Annotated in this window: 15 protein-coding genes; 2 read left to right on the forward strand and 13 right to left on the reverse strand. The window is 73.3% G+C overall.

What is annotated here, in order from left to right; translation table 11 throughout:
- Nucleotides 1-2: 2 nt before the first annotated feature.
- Both ABD437_RS13850 and ABD437_RS13855 read right to left on the reverse strand, forming a co-directional pair.
- Complete coding sequence (locus ABD437_RS13850; protein WP_344649207.1) at nucleotides 3-995, reverse strand: LacI family DNA-binding transcriptional regulator; 993 nt, start codon at nucleotides 993-995, stop codon at nucleotides 3-5.
- A gap of 54 nt (nucleotides 996-1,049) precedes the next feature.
- Nucleotides 1,050-3,092 (reverse strand): MMPL family transporter, encoded by a 2,043-nt coding sequence (locus ABD437_RS13855; protein ID WP_344649208.1) that lies wholly within the window; start codon nucleotides 3,090-3,092, stop codon nucleotides 1,050-1,052.
- Between the two features lie 160 nt (nucleotides 3,093-3,252).
- On the opposite strand from ABD437_RS13855, the gene ABD437_RS13860 reads away from it, so the two are divergent.
- On the forward strand, nucleotides 3,253-4,392 hold the full coding sequence (locus ABD437_RS13860) for a sensor histidine kinase (protein WP_344649209.1): 1,140 nt from the start codon (nucleotides 3,253-3,255) through the stop codon (nucleotides 4,390-4,392).
- Entirely contained in the window at nucleotides 4,389-5,069 is a 681-nt protein-coding gene (locus ABD437_RS13865; protein ID WP_344649210.1) for a response regulator, read from the forward strand. Before ABD437_RS13860 ends, ABD437_RS13865 begins: the two co-directional genes overlap by 4 nt.
- On the opposite strand, the gene ABD437_RS13870 is transcribed toward ABD437_RS13865, so the two are convergent.
- From ABD437_RS13870 to ABD437_RS13920, 11 genes are all read right to left on the reverse strand, one after another.
- Entirely contained in the window at nucleotides 5,038-6,018 is a 981-nt protein-coding gene (locus ABD437_RS13870) for a PaaX family transcriptional regulator (RefSeq protein WP_344649211.1), read from the reverse strand. The genes ABD437_RS13865 and ABD437_RS13870 overlap by 32 nt on opposite strands.
- Nucleotides 6,015-7,259: a 2-hydroxyacyl-CoA dehydratase gene (locus ABD437_RS13875; RefSeq protein ID WP_344649212.1), complete on the reverse strand. Its 1,245-nt coding sequence runs from the start codon at nucleotides 7,257-7,259 to the stop codon at nucleotides 6,015-6,017. The genes ABD437_RS13870 and ABD437_RS13875 overlap by 4 nt, the downstream gene beginning before the upstream one ends.
- The gene (locus tag ABD437_RS13880; RefSeq protein ID WP_344649213.1) at nucleotides 7,256-8,308 is read right to left on the reverse strand and encodes a 2-hydroxyacyl-CoA dehydratase; all 1,053 of its coding nucleotides are present in this window, start codon (nucleotides 8,306-8,308) and stop codon (nucleotides 7,256-7,258) included. The genes ABD437_RS13875 and ABD437_RS13880 overlap by 4 nt, the downstream gene beginning before the upstream one ends.
- Nucleotides 8,305-9,549 carry a CaiB/BaiF CoA transferase family protein gene (locus tag ABD437_RS13885; protein WP_344649214.1) on the reverse strand — a complete coding sequence of 415 codons (1,245 nt, stop codon included), beginning with the start codon at nucleotides 9,547-9,549 and terminating at the stop codon, nucleotides 8,305-8,307. Before ABD437_RS13885 ends, ABD437_RS13880 begins: the two co-directional genes overlap by 4 nt.
- On the reverse strand, nucleotides 9,546-10,373 hold the full coding sequence (locus tag ABD437_RS13890; protein WP_344649215.1) for an alpha/beta fold hydrolase: 828 nt from the start codon (nucleotides 10,371-10,373) through the stop codon (nucleotides 9,546-9,548). Before ABD437_RS13890 ends, ABD437_RS13885 begins: the two co-directional genes overlap by 4 nt.
- Nucleotides 10,360-11,673 (reverse strand): alpha/beta hydrolase domain-containing protein, encoded by a 1,314-nt coding sequence (locus tag ABD437_RS13895; protein WP_344649216.1) that lies wholly within the window; start codon nucleotides 11,671-11,673, stop codon nucleotides 10,360-10,362. The genes ABD437_RS13890 and ABD437_RS13895 overlap by 14 nt, the downstream gene beginning before the upstream one ends.
- Nucleotides 11,670-12,677, reverse strand: a complete 1,008-nt coding sequence (locus tag ABD437_RS13900) for an oligopeptide/dipeptide ABC transporter ATP-binding protein (RefSeq protein WP_344649217.1) — start codon at nucleotides 12,675-12,677, stop codon at nucleotides 11,670-11,672. Before ABD437_RS13900 ends, ABD437_RS13895 begins: the two co-directional genes overlap by 4 nt.
- Nucleotides 12,674-14,566 (reverse strand): dipeptide/oligopeptide/nickel ABC transporter permease/ATP-binding protein, encoded by a 1,893-nt coding sequence (locus tag ABD437_RS13905; RefSeq protein ID WP_344649218.1) that lies wholly within the window; start codon nucleotides 14,564-14,566, stop codon nucleotides 12,674-12,676. Before ABD437_RS13905 ends, ABD437_RS13900 begins: the two co-directional genes overlap by 4 nt.
- Nucleotides 14,563-15,504, reverse strand: coding sequence for an ABC transporter permease (locus ABD437_RS13910; protein WP_344649219.1), 942 nt, complete (start codon nucleotides 15,502-15,504; stop codon nucleotides 14,563-14,565). The genes ABD437_RS13905 and ABD437_RS13910 overlap by 4 nt, the downstream gene beginning before the upstream one ends.
- Before the next feature lie 10 nt (nucleotides 15,505-15,514).
- Nucleotides 15,515-17,080 (reverse strand): ABC transporter substrate-binding protein, encoded by a 1,566-nt coding sequence (locus ABD437_RS13915; protein WP_344649220.1) that lies wholly within the window; start codon nucleotides 17,078-17,080, stop codon nucleotides 15,515-15,517.
- A 257-nt stretch (nucleotides 17,081-17,337) separates the two neighbouring features.
- Entirely contained in the window at nucleotides 17,338-18,369 is a 1,032-nt protein-coding gene (locus ABD437_RS13920; protein ID WP_344649221.1) for a CobW family GTP-binding protein, read from the reverse strand.
- Between the last annotated feature and the right edge of the window lie 117 nt (nucleotides 18,370-18,486).

The following is an 18,486-nucleotide window of genomic DNA, read 5'->3' on the forward strand; positions in this document are numbered from 1 at the left end:
GTTCAGGTGGTGGAACGCTCGATCACCCGGACGTCGAGCACCGTCGTCGAGCGCACGCGTGCACCGTCGACGTGCCCGAGGAGGATGTTCAGTGCCGCGCGGCCCGACTCCTCGAACGGCTGGCGGACCGTGGTCAGGTCGGCCGCGGTCGCGCTCTCGCCGTCGTCGAAGCCCATCACGGCCACGTCCGCCGGCACCCGCAGCCCCCGGTCGCGGGCGGCCAGGAGCACGCCGACGGCGAGCAGGTCGTGGTGGGCCATCACGGCGGTGGGCCGGTCCGGCGCGTCGAGCAGCGCGGACGCCGCCCGGCGGGCGCCGTCGACCGAGTTCTCGCTGGTCGCCACCACGACCTCACCGCCGGCCGCGGTGAGGACCTGCTCGAAGCCGGCCAGCCGCTTGATCGCCTGCGACTCGTAGTCCGAGGCCTGGCGTTCGAGCAGGTAGCCGACGCGGCGATGGCCCCGGTCACGCAGGTGCGCCGCGGCCAGCCGGCCACCCTCGTGGTCGTCGACCATGACCCGGCTGAACAGCGCGCTGCCGGCGTCGACGACCACGGTCGCCAGCCGCCGCTCGCGCAGACGGGCGGCGATCGCGTCCTCGATCGGCAGCCCCATGACGATCAGCCCGTCCAGCCGCCCGTGGATCGGCATGCTGGCCAGCACCGGTGAGGACGCCGCCGCGGCCGACTCGTGGTCGAACACGACGACGTCGATCTCCAGCTCGGCCGCGGCCGACAGCACCCCGGCCAACCGGCGCAGGTAGGACCCGTACGCGGTGAACGGAGCCATCACCCCGATCCGCCCGGTGGTGCGACGGGCCAGGCTCACGGCCTGCGCCTTCGGAACGAAACCGAGCTCGTCGGCGGCGGCGAGCACACGCGCCCTGGTCGCCGGGCTGACGCGGTCGGGCTTGTTCAGCACGTTCGAGACGGTCGAGATGCTGACCTGTGCGCGCTCGGCGACCTCGTAAATCGTGACCCGGTGGTCCGCGCCCAACGTCGCCTCGCTTAACGCCTGCGGTGTCGCTAGAAGTGTTTTACCAGAAGCACTCTATAGGTGGCGAACACCGCCGTTCGGCAGGAATCTCGCCAACCACGGCGGCAACCACCAGACCGCCCGGCCGAACAGCGACAACACCGCCGGCCCGAGCGTCATCCGCACCAGCAGCGCGTCGACCGCGACGCCGACCGCCAGACCGACACCCAACGACCTGATGATGCCGTCCCCGGACGGGATGAAGCTCGCGAAGATGCTGATCATGATCAGGGCGGCGGCGGTGACCACCCGGGCGCTGTACCCGGTGCCGACGACGACGGCGTCGTCCGGCGGTGCGCCGCGCAGGTGCTCCTCGCGGACCCGGGTCACCAGGAAGACCTCGTAGTCCATGGCCAGACCGAAGAGCACGCCGACCAGGAAGATCGGCAGGAAGCTGTCGAGCGGGCTCGGGAGCACCAGCACCAGTACCCCGAACGAGGCGGCCACCGACATCAGGAAGCCCAGCACCGCCTTGACCGGGATGAGCACGCTGCGCAGCATCACGGTCAGCAGCACGAAGGCGAGCCCGAGCACGATCGCCAGGTACGGCCACAGGGCCCGGTTGAGCTTCTCGGACACGTCGACGTCGACAGCGGTCCGGCCGGTCACGGCGAGCGTCGCCCCGCCGGTGAGCCGGGCCCGCTCGGCCCGGATCGTGTGCACGAGCTCCCTGGTCGCCTCGCTGGTGGGGCCGGTGGCCGGAAGGACGGTGAACATCGCGGTGTCCCCGGTCCGGTTCACGGTGGGCGGCGTGGCCACCACGACCCCGTCGAGGCCGGCGACGACCCGCTGCGCCCGCGCGCTCACCGCCGGGGCGTCGGCGCCCCGCACCACGACGAGCAGCGGCCCGTTGACCCCGGCCCCGAACCCGGCGGCGAGCTGGTCGTAGGCCTTGCGCTGGGTGGAGTCGGCCGGGGCGGTGCCGTCGTCGGACAGCGCCGTGCGCAGGTCGAGCGCCGGCGCGGCGAGGAGCCCGACGACCACGACGCACAGCACCGACGCGACGATCCGGTGCCCGACCACCGACCGGGTCCAGCGTTCGCCCCGGCCACCGGCACCGGCCCGGGGGCCGATGCGGCGACCGGCCACGCCGAACAGCGCCGGCAGCAGGGTCAGGCTGAGCACGACCGCGACGGCGACCGTACCGGCCGCCGCCACCCCCATCGCGGCCAGCAGCGGGATGCCCACCACGGCGAGCGCGGCGAGCGCGACGACGACGGTCAGGCCCGCGAACACGACCGCGGTGCCGGCCGACCCCACCGCCCGGCCGGCGGCATCGTCGCGGTCCCGGCCGGCCGCGAGTTCGTGCCGGTAGCGCGAGAGCAGGAACAGCGCGTAGTCGATGCCGACGGCCAGGCCCAGCATGGTGGCCAGCGCCGCGGTGTTCGACGGCAGGTCGAGGAAGCCGGTGGCGATCGTGATCCCGAGCGTGCCCGCCGTGACCCCGACGATCGCGGTCAACAGCGGCAGGCCGGCCGCGACCACCGAGCGGAACGTGACCAGCAGGATGACTGCGGCCACGGCGAGACCGAGCAGCTCGGTGCCGCCCGACGCCTCCTCGGCCTCGGTGACCTCACCCGCGTACTCGACGCCCAGGCCCGCCCGTCGCGCGGTGTTCCCGGCGTCCCGGAGCGCGTCCCGGTCGGCGGCCCCGATGTCGGTCGCGTGCACCGGGTAGGTGACGGTGGCGTAGGCGGTCCGCCCGTCCGGGGCCACCGTCCCGGCCTCGTACGGGTCGCTGACCGCCGCGACCCGGGGCGCGTTACGCAGCGCGGCGACCGCGGCGCGCACCGCCGACCGCTGGTCCGGGCCGGTGAGCACGGAGTCGCCGGACGCGGTGAAGACCACCCGGGCCGAGGAGTCCACACCGAACTCCGCCTCGACGACCTCCAGCGCCCGCCACGACTCGGTCCCGGGCAGGGACACCGCGTCGTCGGTGGGGCCGGACAGGGTGGCCGCGCCGACGCCGAGCGCGGCCAGTACCAGGGCCCAGACGGCCAGGGTCAGTCGGCGTCGGCGGAAGCAGGCCCGCCCCAGCCGGTACAACACGCTCTCCACGGAGGTCCTCCTTAGACGATCGCTCCACGGTCGCGGGCCGGGCCCGGTCTGTCGTCCGGTCAGCGCAGGCCGCGGCGTACCGCGGACGCGGTACCCGGGCGGGCCCCGGTACTGCGTGCACAGGTCGTCCCGACGTGGCCGCCCGTTCTACCGTCGTCGCATGTCCCTCGATCGGTACCGCGGCCCGCTCAGCGACGTCGTGCTGACCGCGGCCGGCGTGCTCACCGTGCTGTTCGTCGGCTACCACTCGGTGCGACCGGCCACGATGGCGGTCTCCGTGGTTTTCGCGCTCCCGCTGCTGGCCCGCCGCCGGTACCCGGTTCCGACGCTGCTGGCCGCGATCGTGCTCGGCACGCTCGTGATCGTGGCCGGGCGGCCCCCGGACGGGTTCTTCGTCGTCGCCGGGGCGTTCACGTACTCGGCCGGGGTCTGGAGCGCGCGCCGGCGGCCGTGGCTCTACGCCCTGCTCGTCTGGGGCTCGATGATGGTTGCCGGTTCGGTGGTCTTCGGCACCGACTGGTGGACCACCGACCAGCTGACCACGTTCTCGTTCGTGTTCGGCGGCGCCGCGATCGGGGACTCGATCCGGATGCGTCGCGCGTACGTCGCCGAGGTCACCGAACGGGCCCGGCAGGCCGAGCTGAACCGCGAGGAGGAGGCGCGCCGCCGGGTCATCGACGAGCGCCTGCGGATCGCGCGCGAACTGCACGACGTCGTCGCCCACCACATCACGGTGATCAGCGTGCACGCCGGCGCCGCCGGTCACGCGCTGCGCGACGAGCCCGACCGGGTGTGGCCCGTGCTCGACCACATCCGCACCGCGGCCGACACCGTGCTCGAGGAGATCAAGTCGGTGGTCAGCGTCCTGCGCGACCCGGACGAGATCAGCAGCACCGAACCCGCGCCCGGCCTGGAGCGGCTCCCGGAGCTGCTGGCCGGCCTGCGCGGCGCGGGTCTGGGCGTCCACCACCGGCAGCACGGCGACGCCCGGCCGCTGCCGGCCATCGTCAGCCTGGCCGCGTACCGGATCGTGCAGGAGGCGCTGACCAACGCACACCGGCACGGCGAGGGTGAGGCGACGCTGGAGGTCGACTACCGCGCCGATACCGTGTGCCTCGACGTCACGAGCCGGATGGCCCCGCCGGAGCGGCGCCGGACCGGCTCCGGTCTCGGGCTGATCGGCATGCGTGAGCGGGCCGAGGCCGCCGACGGCACGATCACGATCGGCCCGCTCGCCGACGGCCGGTACCGGGTGCGTGCCGAACTGCCCGCCGGCCGTGTTCTCGAAGGGATGACGTGACGATCCGGGTGCTGCTCGCCGACGACCAGGAACTCATCCGGGCGGGCTTCGCGATGATCATCGGGACGGCACCGGACCTGGAGGTGGTCGGCGAGGCGGCCGACGGCAACGAGGCGCTCGAGTTCTGCCACCGCACCCGGGTCGACGTCGTGCTGATGGACATCCGGATGCCGCACCTGGACGGCATCGAGGCCACCCGGCGCATCGGCGCCGACCCCCGGCTGGCCGGTGTGCGTGTCCTGGTCCTCACGACGTTCGACGACGACGACAACGTGCTGCGTGCCCTCCGGGCCGGCGCGAGCGGCTTCCTCGGCAAGAACGTCGCGCCGGGTGACCTGGTCCGGGCCATCCGGGTCGTGGCCGGCGGGGAGGCCCTGCTCTCGCCCCGGGCCACCAGCGGGCTGATCAGCCGCCTGGTGCGCTACGTCGAGCCGCCGGTGGACCCGGGCCCCGAGCTCGCGCTGGTCACCGCGCGGGAGAAGGAGATCCTGCTGCTGGTCGCGCACGGCCTGTCCAACGACGAGATCGCCGGGCGCCTGCACCTCTCCACGCTGACCGTGAAGACGCACATCAACCGCACGATGATCAAGCTGCGTGCCCGCGACCGGGCGCAGCTCGTCGTGTTCGCCTACCAGCACCAGCTGGTCAGGCCGGGAGATGCCCTACCCGACCGGTAGCGTCGGCCGGCTGCTCGGGGACCATCGGCCCGGACGTCGTCAGGTGGTGGTCGACGAGCGGCGCCAGGCCCGGTGCGTAGCGCGACAGGATGTGCTGGAAGCGGACCTGGGCCAGCGGCCCGAGCGAGTCGTAGACGCTGGAGAACACCTCGCGGGCGCGGTGGCGCGGCCATCCCTCCGGGAGCACCTGGCTGGGCAGGCCCGGGTCCAGGCCGGGGAAGGAACGCCACACGTCCATCACCGCGGTGCGTTCCACCAGCGCCTCGCTCGACCGGATGTCGCCGTCCAGGATGCGCTGGTAGAGCGGTTCGAAACGGTCGATGAAGTCCTGGTACACCGCGCTCAGGTGGTCGAGGTCCCAGGCCGAGAGCGGGTGCCGCCCGGCGTCCTCGCCGACCGCGTCGAGGCTGGTCGCGCGGAACACGCTGGCGTCGCGGATGCCGCACTCGCGCACCACGGCCTTGGCGTCGGCCCCGGAGGCGTCGCCGCCGGCCGACACCCACACCCCGTCGTAGAGGCAGGCGAACCCGAGCCAGCGCAGACGCGTGCGCAGCGTGTGGCGGACGTCGCGCTGGTCCTCCGGGATCGAGAACGCCACCACCAGCCAGGTGCCGTCCCACTCGGCCCCCGCGTCGGTGCCGAACGAGAGGATGCGCGTACCGCCCTCGACGATCGTCTGCCTGGTGGTCGGGGCCAGACCGTAGTAGGTGTGGCGGCCCACTTTCGACGCCGACAGCAGGTTGCGCCGCCGCAGCCGGCTCAGCGCCGCGCGGGCCGACGCCGAGGAGATGCCGAACTCGTTGGCCAGCGCGACCAGCCCGGCCGAGGGCAGGTGCTCGCTGCGCGCCCACCAGTAGTCGCCGAAGAGCGTCACGAACAGGTGCTGCGGGTTGGGGCCGCCCTGCGCGCGGGGCAACCGGAAGTCACCCTCGATCGGTTCGCCGGTCACGAGGCGAGCCCGTCCAGCCAGGCCGAGATCCGGGCGTTGACCTCGTCGGCGTCGTAGGCGCGCGCGTCGGCGTTCTCCAGCTCGATCTCGAGCACCGGGAAGCCGGCGCGGCGCAGGCACCGGCTGGTCGCCCAGGCGTTGCGCGAGTCCGCGCTGACCAGGTGCACCACCCCGTGGACGCCGTGCGAACGGGCCTCCTTCGCGTACCACTCCCCGCTCCACGGCGGGGTGTACATCTGGTCGTGGAACGCGCAGAAGCGGGCCGCGAGCGCACGCAGCGGGTCGTCGCCGTAGCGTGCGTAGGCGTCGGCGGCGAGCGCCAGGTACATCGACCACACGAACACCGCCCCGTGGGAGCGTTCGAACCGGCGGTAGAAGTCCATGTCGTGCCAGAGGCCGCGGCCGATCCACATCAGACGCAGACGCTCCGGCTCGGCGGCCGCACCGGCGCCGGCCTCGACCCGCTCGCGCACCTCGGAGTAGAGCCGCTCGGCCGCGTCCACGGCCCACTGCGTGCCCCGGTGCCACTGCGGGATCATGACGCTGGGGATGACGTCGCTGACCCGGATCGGGCACGGGCGGGCGCTCGCCAGCAGGTCACGGGTGCGCCGGTTCCACTCGGCCTGCGCGTTGGACAGGCGCATGACCTCGCGCAGCCGCGACTGGCGCAGCGGGCGCCCGGTCAGCGTCTCGACGTGCCGGATCAGCCCGAGCAGCTCCTCGGCCATCAGATCGATCCGGGCCGGGCCGATCGCCTGTTCCCAGCGGTCGGGCATCAGCTCCCACCAGTTGACCGGCACCTCGGGCTCGGCGGCGCTCTCGAACGCGTAGTAGGGCACGCCGAGTTCGGACTCCCAGGCCTGGAAGACCTTGTGCAGGACGTCGCCGGAGGTCTCCGCGACGACGAGCGACGGGCGCGGCAGCCCGCCCCAGGGGCCGCCGTCGGCGTCCGGGCCGAGCAGGCCGGCCAGCGCCAGCGAGTTGTACTGCTCGCTGGTGTCGGGGAAGCCGAGGCCACGCAGGCGGCTCAGGTAGGTGCCGGAGAGCCGCTTGGCCCCGATGATCGAGGCCCACCACTGGTTGACGACGTACGGGACGTCCATCGCGCGGAAGATCTCCTGCGGGGCGTCCGCGTTCGCGAGCACCAGCGGCTCGCCGTCGGCGGCCCGGCGCTGCACGTCGGCGAACCAGGACCGCTGGTGGTCCAGCGCGGCCCGGGCCGAGGCGGGACGATCGGTCATCGCGGGCCATCTCCTCTCACGGCCGCCACGTCGACCGCGCCGTACTCCTGCGCGGCGAGCAGCACGGCCGGTACCGGCACGGCCGCGGCCACCGCGCGGAAGTCCCACAGCGGGGCGTCGTCGTGCGTCCGGACGTAACTGAGCACGTGGTGGGCGCCGGTGCGGGCCACCGCCGCCGCCGGGGGTTCGGTGACCGTCCGGCTCTGGTACCACTCGGCCAGACCGTCGAGCGTCGGCGGCGCCGGCGGTGGTTCGCCCGCCCCGTCGCCCCAGTCGTGGTCTTCGCCGACGACCAGCCAGCCGTCGTCCTCCAGGCTGCGGTAGACCCCGGGCTCGTCGTGCGCGCTGCCGGTGAGCAGCAGGGGGACACCGGGCCGCGGCTCGCGCCCGGCCAGCTCGCCGAGCGCGCCCCGCAGCAGCGGCAGGTACTCGTCGACCGGCAGCGCGCTGCCCGCGCCGACGAGCGTGAGCGCCTCGACGCCGGTCAGCGCACGGTGGCCGGGGCCGCGCAGCACGGCCAGCGCGCGCCGGGCCGCGCGGACCTCGTCGTGCGCCGCGGCCGCGGCGGCCAGCGCGTCGTCGTCGATCGCGGCGCCGACGAACCGCTCCAGGCGGCGACGGAGCTCACGCAGCCGCACCAGGTTGTACGCCGCGGTGCTGCGGTGCGGCAGGTGCAGCACGTCGACCAGCCAGACCGGCGGGAGGTGCGGCTCCAGCCCGAGCCGGCGGATCTCGCGAAGGGCGTAGAACAGCTGGAGCGACGCTTCGCTGTCGTGCGAGACGAGCAGCAGGTCGAGCGGCGGCGCCTCGTCGAGCAGCCCGGCGAAGAGGCTCAGCGTGGCCGCGTCGACGCCGGCGCCCAGGTACTCGAGCGCGTGGCCGAGCGGGCGTCCCGGCCGGCCGGAGAGCCGGACCGGCAGCGCGCCGGCCGCGGTGACGAGCTCGACCGGCACGTCCGCCCCGACGTAGCCGACGACGGTGCCGCCCTGCCCGCGCCAGCTCCGGGCGCGGGCGTACCGGTCGGCGTACGCCGCGTCGAGTGCGGTCACAGTGCGCCGCTCTCGCGCAGCCCGGTGATCCGGTCCCCGTCGTAGCCGAGCACCGTCCGCAGGACGTCGTCGGTGTGCTCGCCGAGGCGGGGCGCGGGCAGGTCGAAGCCGGCCGCCGACTCGGAGAACCGGATCGGCAGCCCCGGGCCGGACACCTGGCCGGTGGCGCCGTGGTCGGGGTGTTCGAGGTCGACGACCTCGCCGCGGCCGCGCACCAGCTCGTCGTGGATCGCCTCGGCGGGCGCGCGCACCGGTGCGGCGGGCACGCCGTGCTCGGCCAGCACCGCCACGATCTCGTCCCGGGTCCGGGCGCCGGTCCACGCGTCGAGGCGCGCGTGCAGTTCGGTGGCGTGGCCGACCCGCTGGTCGCGGGTGCGGAACCGGGGGTCGTCGGCGAGTTCGGGCGTCCCCATGGCGCGGAACACCCCGGCGGCGAACGTGTCGGTGGGCGCGCAGAGCGCCACCCAGCCGTCCTTGGCCGGGAACATGCCGAACGGGGCCAGGCGCGGCAGCGTGCGCCCGGTGCGGGTGGGGGCCCCGAGCAGCTCGAACGCGTCGAACGGCTCGATCGAGAGCAGCGACGTCAGCGCGCCGAGCATCGAGACGTCGACCTGCTGGCCGACGCCGCTCTGCTCGACCTCCACGATCGCCGACAGGACGCCGATCACCGCGAACAGCGGGGCGAGCAGGTCGGCGATCGGCAGACCGACCCGGACCGGGTCGCTCTCCGGCTCCCCCGACGTGTACATCACGCCGCTGAGCGCCTGGATGATCGAGTCCATGGCCTTGCCCGAGCCCGGCGCGCCCTGCGCCCCGAAACCGCTGATCGCCGCGTAGATGATCGACGGGTTGACCTCCCGGCACGCGGTGTAGCCGATCCCGAGCCGGTCGGCGGTGCCGGCGGCGTAGTTCTCCACGACGACGTCGGCGTGCCGGACGAGGTCGAGGAACACGTCCCGGGCCGCCTGCTGCTTGAGGTTGAGCGTGATGCTCTGCTTGTTGCGGGCCCGGCCGATCAGCGAGACCGACATGTCGTCGGCGCTCCCCCGGTCCATCCGCAGCCCGTCCGCGCCCAGGTAGGGGGCGTTGTTGCGTGAGCTGTCGCCGCCGGTGGCCGGGTTCTCGATCTTGATCACGGTGGCGCCCAGCCCGGCCAGCAGCAGCGTGGCGTAGGGCCCGGCCAGCGCCGTGGTGAGGTCGAGCACGATCCGCCCGCGCAGTGGTTTGTCGCCCGCGTTCATCGCGTCGCCTCCAGTTCGTCGAGGAACACCGCGATCTCGCGCACCAGGCGCTCCGGCCGCTCCTCGGCGACGAAGTGGCCCTCGTCCTCGAAGAGCACGGCCTTGGCCCGCGTCACGTTCCGGGCCGCGCGCAGCGTCGACTCCGGCGAGATCACGCCGTCGCGCATTCCGGCCAGGATGAGCACCGGCACGTCGATGGTGCGCAGGATCGCGGCGACCGCGTCGTTCGTCGTCGCCTCCGGGAACGGCATGCCCTGGTTGATGCGTGCCTCGTCGTCGGTGAAGCTCTCCTGCCGGCGCAGGATCGCCGCGATCGTGCGGTCCCGGAGCGCGGCGCGCTCCGGGGTGTCGGTCTCCCCGCCGAGGCGGCGGAACTGCCGTTCGATCTCCGCGACGTTCCCGCGGTTCTCGATCACCGAGCGACGCCCGGCCGACGAGGACGTGTCGCCGTTCCGGTCGTGCGGGGTGCCCACCACCGAGATCAGGGCACGCAGCCGCTCCGGGACGCGGCGGGCGAGGTGCCAGCCGATCCCGGCGCCGTGCGACACCCCGGTGTAGACGAACCGCTCCGCGCCGACGTGGTCGGCCAGCGCCAGCACGTCGTCGCCCCACTGGTCGAGCCAGCCCTGCGCCGGCGGCTCCGGCTGGTGGTCCGACCGGCCGAAACCGCGGGCCTGCAGCGCGAACACGCGCGCGCCGATCGGGGGGTCGGCGAGCACCGCGGGGTAACCGCTGAAGCCCATCGCGCAGGAGAGGACGACGTCCGTGCCGGTTCCGTGCTCGTCGTACCAGAGCTTCGTTCCGGACACATCAAGGTAGGGCACGGGGGCACTCCAGGAATTGAGCGGTGGCGGTGGCGAGCAGCGTCTCGGTGTCCTCCCGGAGCAGGAGTCCCTCCTCGACGAGCACGCGGCACCGGGCGTCGTAGCGGGCGAGGTAGTCCTCGGCCGAGGGGTACCGGCGGGCCAGCACGGACGGCTCCAGCGGGACCAGGTGGCCGCGGAGCCACGCCATCAGCGCGGGGTCGGCGACCGGGGTCCACGGCGACGGCGTGACCTCGGTGACCGCCGGTGTGCTGTGCGGGTCGTAGCGGCCCAGCGGCTCGTCGATCCAGGGTGGACGGACCCCGCCGAGCACGTTGCCGTCGGCGTCCCGGGCCGGCCGGTGGTCGTCGCCGTAGGGGAACCGGTCGGCGCGCGGCGGCGGGACACCGTCGCGGACCCAGTCGTCGAGCCGGGCGAAGACGGCCCTGCCGATCAGGTCGAGCCGGGCGCCGCTGGGCCGCTCGACGATCGGGATCGGCGCGGCGCCGGCCACCCGCGGGCCCAGCGAGTCGTGCGAGGTGCCCGCGACCTGGTAGAGCCGGTACCGGTCGCTGTCGGGCCGCAGGTGGGGCTGGTGCGTCTCGGACTCCAGCTCGCTGAGCAGCTCGACGACCGGGACGTCATGGTCGGCGATCGTCCGGCGCGGGTCGTCGGCCGGTACCTCCCACTCGTCGGACAGGCCCGGGTAGCCGGAGGTCCCGGCCCCGCCGGACGAGATGCCGAGCACGTACCCGTCGAAGACCGGCGCGCCGGTGGGCCGGCGGCGGCGCCGGTGGAAGCCGTCGCCGAGGAACACGCGGGCGAAGCTGCCGGTCATCGACCAGCCCGAGAGGTAGACGCGGGCGGCCCCGGCGGCGGCGCGGAGGGCCTCGGCGACGTCGGCGACCAGCTCGTAGCGCAGGTTCGGGGCCGGGATCGACAGCGCGCCGTACCGGGCCGGGTCGACCTCGGTACGCAGCCACCCGGCGAGCCGGTGGTCCTGGGTGACGCCGGCCCAGGCGCCGCCGGTACGCACGATCCAGCCGTGCAGGACCTGCCAGGTGAGCGCGGTGTCGTACTCGGGGTGCAGCGGCTCGACCTGGAGCACACCGGTGAACCGGTCGTCGTCCGCGGGACGGCGCACCAGCACCCGGGTGGTGTAGGGCACGTCCCGCCGACGCCGTTCGGCGACGCCCGACGCGTCGTAGCCCCACTCGTCGGCGACCCCGCGGACGAGGTACTCCTCCTCCCGGTAGCCGGCGGCGGCGAGATCCGGGGCCGGGCCGGTGCCCGGGAGCAGCTCCAGCGCGGTGACCGTCACGCGACCACCGCCCGGACGTCGGGCAGCTCACCGACGCGGTGGCAGGCCGCCACGGTGCCCGCCGCGGTCGCCCGGAGCACCGGACGCTCCTGCGCGCAACGCTCGACCGCGAACGGGCACCGGTGCCGGAACGGGCAGCTCTCCCCCAGCGCGTCGGCACGCGCCGGCGCGTGCCGGTACACCTCGCGGGCCGCGCGGCGCTCGCGCTGCCGGACCGGGTCGGGCACCGGCGACGCGGCCAGCAGCGCACGCGTGTACGGGTGTTCCGGGCTGCGGTGGATCGCCGCCGCCGGACCCGACTCCATCACCCGGCCGCGGTAGAGCACGACCACGGTGTCCGCGAGGTGCTCGACGACCTGCAGGTCGTGGGAGATGAACAGGTACCCGATCCCGCGTTCGGCCCGGATGTCGCCGAGCAGGTTGAGCACCTGGGCCTGGATCGACAGGTCGAGGGCGCTGACCGCCTCGTCGCAGATCACCAGCCGCGGGTCGACGATCAACGCGCGGGCGATCGCGATGCGCTGGCGCTGGCCGCCGGAGAACTGGGCCGGGTAGCGCGCGGCGGCGTTCCCGCTCAGCCCGACCCGGTCGAGCATCGCGGCGACCCGGTCGCGCACCTCACCCGGCGCGGCCTTCCGGCGTTCCCGGCCGAGCTGCGCCAGCAGGGGCTCGGCGACGGTGTAGCCCACCGTCTTGCTCGGGTCGAGCGAGCTGGTGGGGTCCTGGAACACCGCCTGGAGGTCGGTGACCGGCTTCCGGCGACGCACCCGCTTCGGGTCCAGCGCCACCCCGTCGAAGCTGATCGTGCCCGCGGAGACCGGGGCGATGCCGAGGATCGCCTTGGCGATCGTCGACTTGCCCGACCCCGACTCACCGACCAGGCCGAGCGTCTCACCCGGCCGGACCGCGAGGTCGACGGTGTCGACGGCCCGGAACGTGCGCCGCCGCGGTGCGGGGTAGTCGACCTGGAGCTGCTCGACGCGGAGCAGGTGTTCGGCGCTCACCGGGTGGCCTCCTGTTCGAGCAGCACGGGGATCCGGATGCACCGGGACCGGTGGTCGGCGCCGACGTCGACGAGCGGGATCGCCTCGCCGCGGCACTCCGGCTCGGCCAGCTCGCACCGGTTGGCGAAGCGGCAGCCGGTGGGCCAGTCCTCCGGCGAGGGCACCGTGCCCGGGATCGCGCGGATCGGCTGCCCGATGCCGGCCTTCTCCGGGCTGGAGGCCAGCAGCGCGGCCGCGTAGGGGTGCGCGGGCGCGGCGAACAGCGCGTCGACCGCGGCCTGCTCGACGACCTGCCCGGCGTAGAGCACCAGCACCTCCGAGCACATGTCGGCGATGACCCCGAGGTTGTGGCTGACCAGCAGGACCGCCATGCCGTTCTCCTGCTGCAGCCGGCGCAGCAGGTCGAGGATCTCGGCCTGCACGGTGACGTCGAGCGCGGTGGTGGGCTCGTCGGCGATCAGCAGCCGGGGCCCACCGGCCAGCGCCATCGCGATCGCGACCCGCTGCGCCATCCCGCCGGAGATCTGGTGCGGGTAGCGACGGGCGACGTCGGCCGCGTCCGGGATCTCCACCATCGTGAGCAGCTCGACCACGCGCTCGGTCACGGCCTTGCCGCGCTTGCCCTCGAGGGTGCGCACGACCTCGCCGACCAGGGATCCGATCCGGAACGAGGGGTCCAGCGCCGCCATCGGCTCCTGGGAGATCATCGCGATCTCGCGCCCGCGGAGCGCACGGAAGTCCGCCTCCCGGAGCGCTTTTCCGTCGAACACGACGTGGCCGGATTCGACCAGGCAGTTGGTGGGCAGCAGGCCGATCAGGGCCCGCGCGGTCATGCTCTTGCCGCTGCCGGACTCGCCGACGAGCCCCACCACCTCACCCGCGGCGATCTCGAACGACACGTCGTCGAGCAGCCGGAGCGGGGTGTCGCCGCCGACCGCGACCGACAGCCCCTGCACCGAGAGCAGCGCGTCGGACGGCGCCGCGGCGGTACCGGCCGGTGCGGTGCGGTGCCGGGCCCGCCCGGTGCCGGCCGCGGACTGCCGCTCCGAGGTGGCGTCACGCACGACGTCGCCGAGCACGCCGAAGGCCAGCACGGTGAGCGCGATGATCGTGCCCGGCGGCACCAGCATCCACGGGTCCTGGCTGAACACCGACGCGGCCTCGGCGACCATCCCGCCCCAGGTGGGTTCGGGCGGCTGCGGTCCCAGGCCGAGGAACGTGAGGCCGGTCTGCACGCCCAGCGCGATCGCCGCGAACAGCGAGGTCTGGACGATGATCACGCCGCGGCAGCGGCCCAGCACGTGACGCAGCATCACCTGGGTGCGCGAGAGTCCCATGAGCTCGGCCGCGGTGACGTACAGCTCCTCCCGCGCGACCAGCGCGGCGCCGCGGACCAGGCGCATCAGCCCGCCGGAGCTCAGCACCCCGAGCGCGATCATTGCCACCGGCAGGCTGTTGCCGAAGATCGCGAGCACGGCCAGCAGGATCATGATCGCCGGGATCGACATCAGCAGCTCGGCCAGGCGCATCAGCGCGCGGTCGACCAGGCCGCCGAAGTAGCCGGCGACCAGACCGGCCGGTACCGCGACCAGCAGCTGCGCCACCACCGCCTCCACGACGCCGAGCAGCGACGACCGGCCGCCGAACAGGATCCGGCTCAGCAGGTCCCGGCCGAGCACGTCGGTGCCGAGCCAGTACGTGCCGGACGGGAGCCCGCGCACCGCGTCGATGTGCTGGTCGAGCGGGCCGAACCGGGTGAGCAGCGGCGCGCACACGCAGGCGGTCGTCAGCAGCGCGAGGAACACGACCGCGACGGCGCCGCGCGGGGTGCGCAGGACGGCACGGACCAGTCCGCCGCGGGCCGGACGCGCCTGGACTCCGGAACTCATGAGGCCCGCACCTTCGGGTTGAGGAAGCCGTACGCCAGGTCCACGAGCACGTTCACGACGATCACCAGCATGGTGAAGTACACGCCGAGCCCGAGGATGACCGGCAGGTCGTGGTCGAGCGTCGACTGCGTGGCCAGGCTGCCCAGCCCGGGCAGGACGAAGACGCTCTCGATGAAGACCGAGCCGCCGACCATGCCGACCGCCACCACGCCCATCGCGGTGACGATCGGGATCGCGGCGTTGCGCAGCACGTGGACGAAGACGATGCGCCGCTCGGACACGCCGTTGGCCCGCAGCACCCGCACGTACTCCGCGCCGAGCGTGTCGAGCACCGAGTCGCGGGTCTGTTTGCCGATGATCGCGATGCCGAGCAGGCTCAGCGCCGCCACCGGCATGGCCAACGAGCTGATCCACTCCGACGGCGACGCCGTGAGAGGCACGTACCCGGTGGCCGGGAAGAGCCGGAACTGCACCGCGAACAGCGAGACCAGCACGATCGCGATCCAGAAGTTCGGCAGCGCGAGCCCGATCAGCGACAGCACGTCGACCACGCGGCCGAGCACCCCGCCGCGGACGGCGCTGACCAGCCCCAGCGCCACGCCGATCACCGTGCTCACGACCAGGGCCGTGAGCACCAGCGACAGCGTGACGCCCAACCGGGTGTTCAGCGTCGTCCAGACGTCCTGGCCGCTCAGGATCGAGGTGCCGAAGTCGCCGTGCAGGACCCCCGCCAACCAGCTGCCGTACCGCTCGTACCAGGGCTGGTCGAGGCCGAGCTGGTTCCGGAGGTAGGCGACGGCCTCGGGCGTCGCCTGTTCGCCGAGGATGGTCCGGGCGGCGTCGCCGGGCACCAGCGACGCGAGCCCGAAGACCAGCACGGAGACGACGAACAGCAGCGGCACCGAGAGCGCGAGCCGATTGGCGAGAAGTCGCAGCATGAGGGGATCCTCAGGCCTTTCGCCAGGCGAGCTCGGGAGTGGGCCCGACCGGCATCGGGTTCGGGTTGCCGACCGACGCCGAGATGCCCTCGAGCTTCGAGCTCACGTAGTACACGTTCTCGGTGGCGATCAGCGGGATCAGCCAGGCCAGCTCCTGGAAGCGCTGGGAGGCCTGCTGGTAGAGCGCGGTGCGCTCGGAGCCGTCGGCCGCCGACGCGCGCTGCATGATGCCGTCGAGCTGGGCGTCCTTGTGCCCGAACGGGTTGAACAGCCCGCCGGAGACCTGGCTGTAGTTCTGGAACATGTTCGGGCCGGCGCTGGGCCAGATCGAGGCCGCGTACTTCTTGCTCGTGGCCTCCCCGATGAACGCCGGGACGGTCGTCGAGACGACCTTGAGCGTGACCGTGATCCCGATGGCCTTGAGCGCGTCGGCCACCGCCTGGGAGTAGGTGGTGTTCCGGTCGAGGATCGACTCGGTCAGCACGGTGAGCGGGAAGCCCTGGGCGTACCCGGCCTCGGCCATCAACGACTTGGCCTTCTGCAGGTCGAACGTGTAGCCGATGCTCTCGTCGTAGCCGTCGGCGCCTTCGATCAGCTGCTGCGTGCTGGGCTTGGTGAAGTTCGCGCCGAACGCCTTGGACAGCGCGTCCCGGTTGATCGCGTAGCCGATCGCCTGGCGCACCCGGGGGTCGGCCAGCGGCTTGCTGATCGTGCCCTCGGTGTCGCCGAGCACCAGCTCCCAGTTGAAGAACGGGGCCTTGACGATGTTCAGGCCGGCCGCCTCGGCCGCGTCCGCGGTGGCCGGGCTGCCGGTGGCGTAGTCGACCTGGCCGGTCGTCACCGCGGAGAGCACGGCCTGCGGGTCACCGATCACCCGCACCGAGACCTTGGAGAACTGCTGGGCCTTCGGGTTGAAGTAGGAGGGGTTCTTCGTGTAGCTGTACCGGCTGCCCGCCACCGACGTCGCGTTGTCGTAGACGTAGGCCCCGGTGCCGTCGCTCTTGGTCAGCAGGCTCTGCGGGTTGGCCACGCCGTCCGGGCCGATCAGCACCCCGATGCCGTGGTACTGGTCCATGGTGCCGGCCGCGTCGGGGTTGGCCGTCTTGTAGGTGATCCGGACCGTCTTCGGCCCGGTGGCCTCGACCTTGTCGACCGCGCCGACCGACGGGGCCAACGGCCCGCCGGCCTTGAGGAAGTACTGCATCGACGCGACCGCGGCCTCGGCCGTCAGCGGCTTCCCGCTGGCGAACTTGACGCCCTCGCGCAGCGTGAGCTCGAAGACCTTGTTGCCGGCGCCGACGTACTTCCAGGACTCCGCGAGGTCCGGCTCCAGCTTGCCCTCGTTGCTCAGGTGGATCAGCGAGTCGTAGGCGAGCGCGGTGTAGACGGTGGAGCCACCGGCCCCGGCCAGCGCCGGGTTGAGGCTGATGGGCACGCCGGTGAACTGCAGGTTCAGCTCCGAGGTGTTGCCGCCGCTCGTCGACGACGAACCGGAGGTCGTGCACGCGGCCAGCGTCAGCGCCATCGCGCTGGCCACCGCCGCCGTCAACAATCTCGAGCGGTGAAGAGTCGGCATTGATTCTCCAAGACCTGGGGGTGGGGTCCGGGGACCGGGTCAGGCGAACGTAATACATGTGGTGTCACACGACAAGATAACTGTCACACGTTTACGGCCGGATCTTTGCCGGCCTCGACGAGCGCCCTTGTGGTTCGGCCGCTGATGAGCAGCGAATATCAGGTCAATTAGGGACTGATGGCGCAGCATGTAGCCGGACGAGCGTTATGGATTCTGCAATCCCGTCACGGGTGACAGATGGACGGACGGGTGCCGCGTCAAGCGTTCAGGCGGCGGTAGCGGCGCAGGCGCGCGAGCCCGGCCGTGTCCGGCCGGTCGGCCGGTGCGGCCGCGACCGCGTCCAGGCGCCGGCGCGCGAGCGACGGATCGAGCTCCGGGCCGATCGCGACGAGCTCGCCGACCGGCGGCGGCTCCGGCAGCGCCGCGACGTGCACCAGCGACCCGACGACGTTGACGACGAACCCCTGCTCGCCCCGGGAACCGACCACCCGCACCCGGCCTTTGAGCCGGTAGGCGCCGGCGGGCGGAGTTTCGAGCAGGTCGATCAGCGCGGTCGGGGAGACCGGGCGCACCAGCTCCACCGAGGCCGCCCGTGCGTGGTCGTGGTCGTGGGCGTGCTGGTTCGCGTGGTGTTCGCGGATGAGGCGGGCGATCGGGAGCTGGTCGGCCGGGTCCTCGTCGGCGGCGGTGTCGAACACCAGCGCCGGGTCGATCCGTCCGTACCGGGCCGTCACGATCGGCACCTGCGGGTGACGTCGCCGCACCCGCTCCCGGATGCGCGCCAGCACCGTCTCGCGCTCGTCGTCGGGCAGCAGGTCGGCCTTGGTGACGACGACGAGCGTCGCCGCCGCGTACCGCGCCGGCGGTTCGGTCCAGCGGTCCACGGTACGGAAATGCTCGACCGCGTCGACCACCTCGACGAGCCCACCGGGCCGGACGTTCCGGGCGCCGCTGAAGCCGATCAGGCGGGCCACCGCGATCGGATCGGCCGCGCCGCTGGCCTCCACCAGGATCGCGTCGAGCCGCAGACGGGGCTGCGCGAGCCGCCGGAGCGCGTCGTCGAGGCCACCGGCGTCCGGCAGACAGCACACGCACCCACCCGAGATGGCGGCGGCGTCGTCGACCTGGCCGGCCACCAGAGCGGCGTCGACGTTGAGCGTCCCGAAGTCGTTGACGACCACCCCGAGGCGCGCCCCCGGACGCTGCAACAGGTGGTTGAGCAGGCTCGTCTTCCCCGCCCCCAGAAACCCGGTCAGCGCGATGACCGGTACCCGCCCTCCCCCTCGCATACCGGGAATCTATCCGGCACGGCGAGGTCGGTGTCCTGTGCACCGCTCCGGCGCGGACCCCGTCCCCGGCCGCGCCGCCAGATCGGACCGGCTCCAGTTGCCGGGATCGTCTCAGGA

This window comes from Cryptosporangium japonicum (genome assembly GCF_039524755.1).
Classification (GTDB): Bacteria; Actinomycetota; Actinomycetes; order Mycobacteriales; family Cryptosporangiaceae; genus Cryptosporangium; species Cryptosporangium japonicum.

Bases quoted from the DNA above. Each gene is read 5' to 3' on its own strand.
- ABD437_RS13860 (WP_344649209.1), top strand. From the start codon at position 3,253: ATGTCCCTCGATCGGTACCGCGGCCCGCTCAGCGACGTCGTGCTGACC.
- ABD437_RS13875 (WP_344649212.1), bottom strand. From the start codon at position 7,259: ATGACCGATCGTCCCGCCTCGGCCCGGGCCGCGCTGGACCACCAGCGG.
- ABD437_RS13885 (WP_344649214.1), bottom strand. From the start codon at position 9,549: ATGAACGCGGGCGACAAACCACTGCGCGGGCGGATCGTGCTCGACCTC.
- ABD437_RS13905 (WP_344649218.1), bottom strand. From the start codon at position 14,566: ATGAGTTCCGGAGTCCAGGCGCGTCCGGCCCGCGGCGGACTGGTCCGT.
- ABD437_RS13910 (WP_344649219.1), bottom strand. From the start codon at position 15,504: ATGCTGCGACTTCTCGCCAATCGGCTCGCGCTCTCGGTGCCGCTGCTG.
- ABD437_RS13915 (WP_344649220.1), bottom strand. From the start codon at position 17,080: ATGCCGACTCTTCACCGCTCGAGATTGTTGACGGCGGCGGTGGCCAGC.
- ABD437_RS13920 (WP_344649221.1), bottom strand. From the start codon at position 18,369: ATGCGAGGGGGAGGGCGGGTACCGGTCATCGCGCTGACCGGGTTTCTG.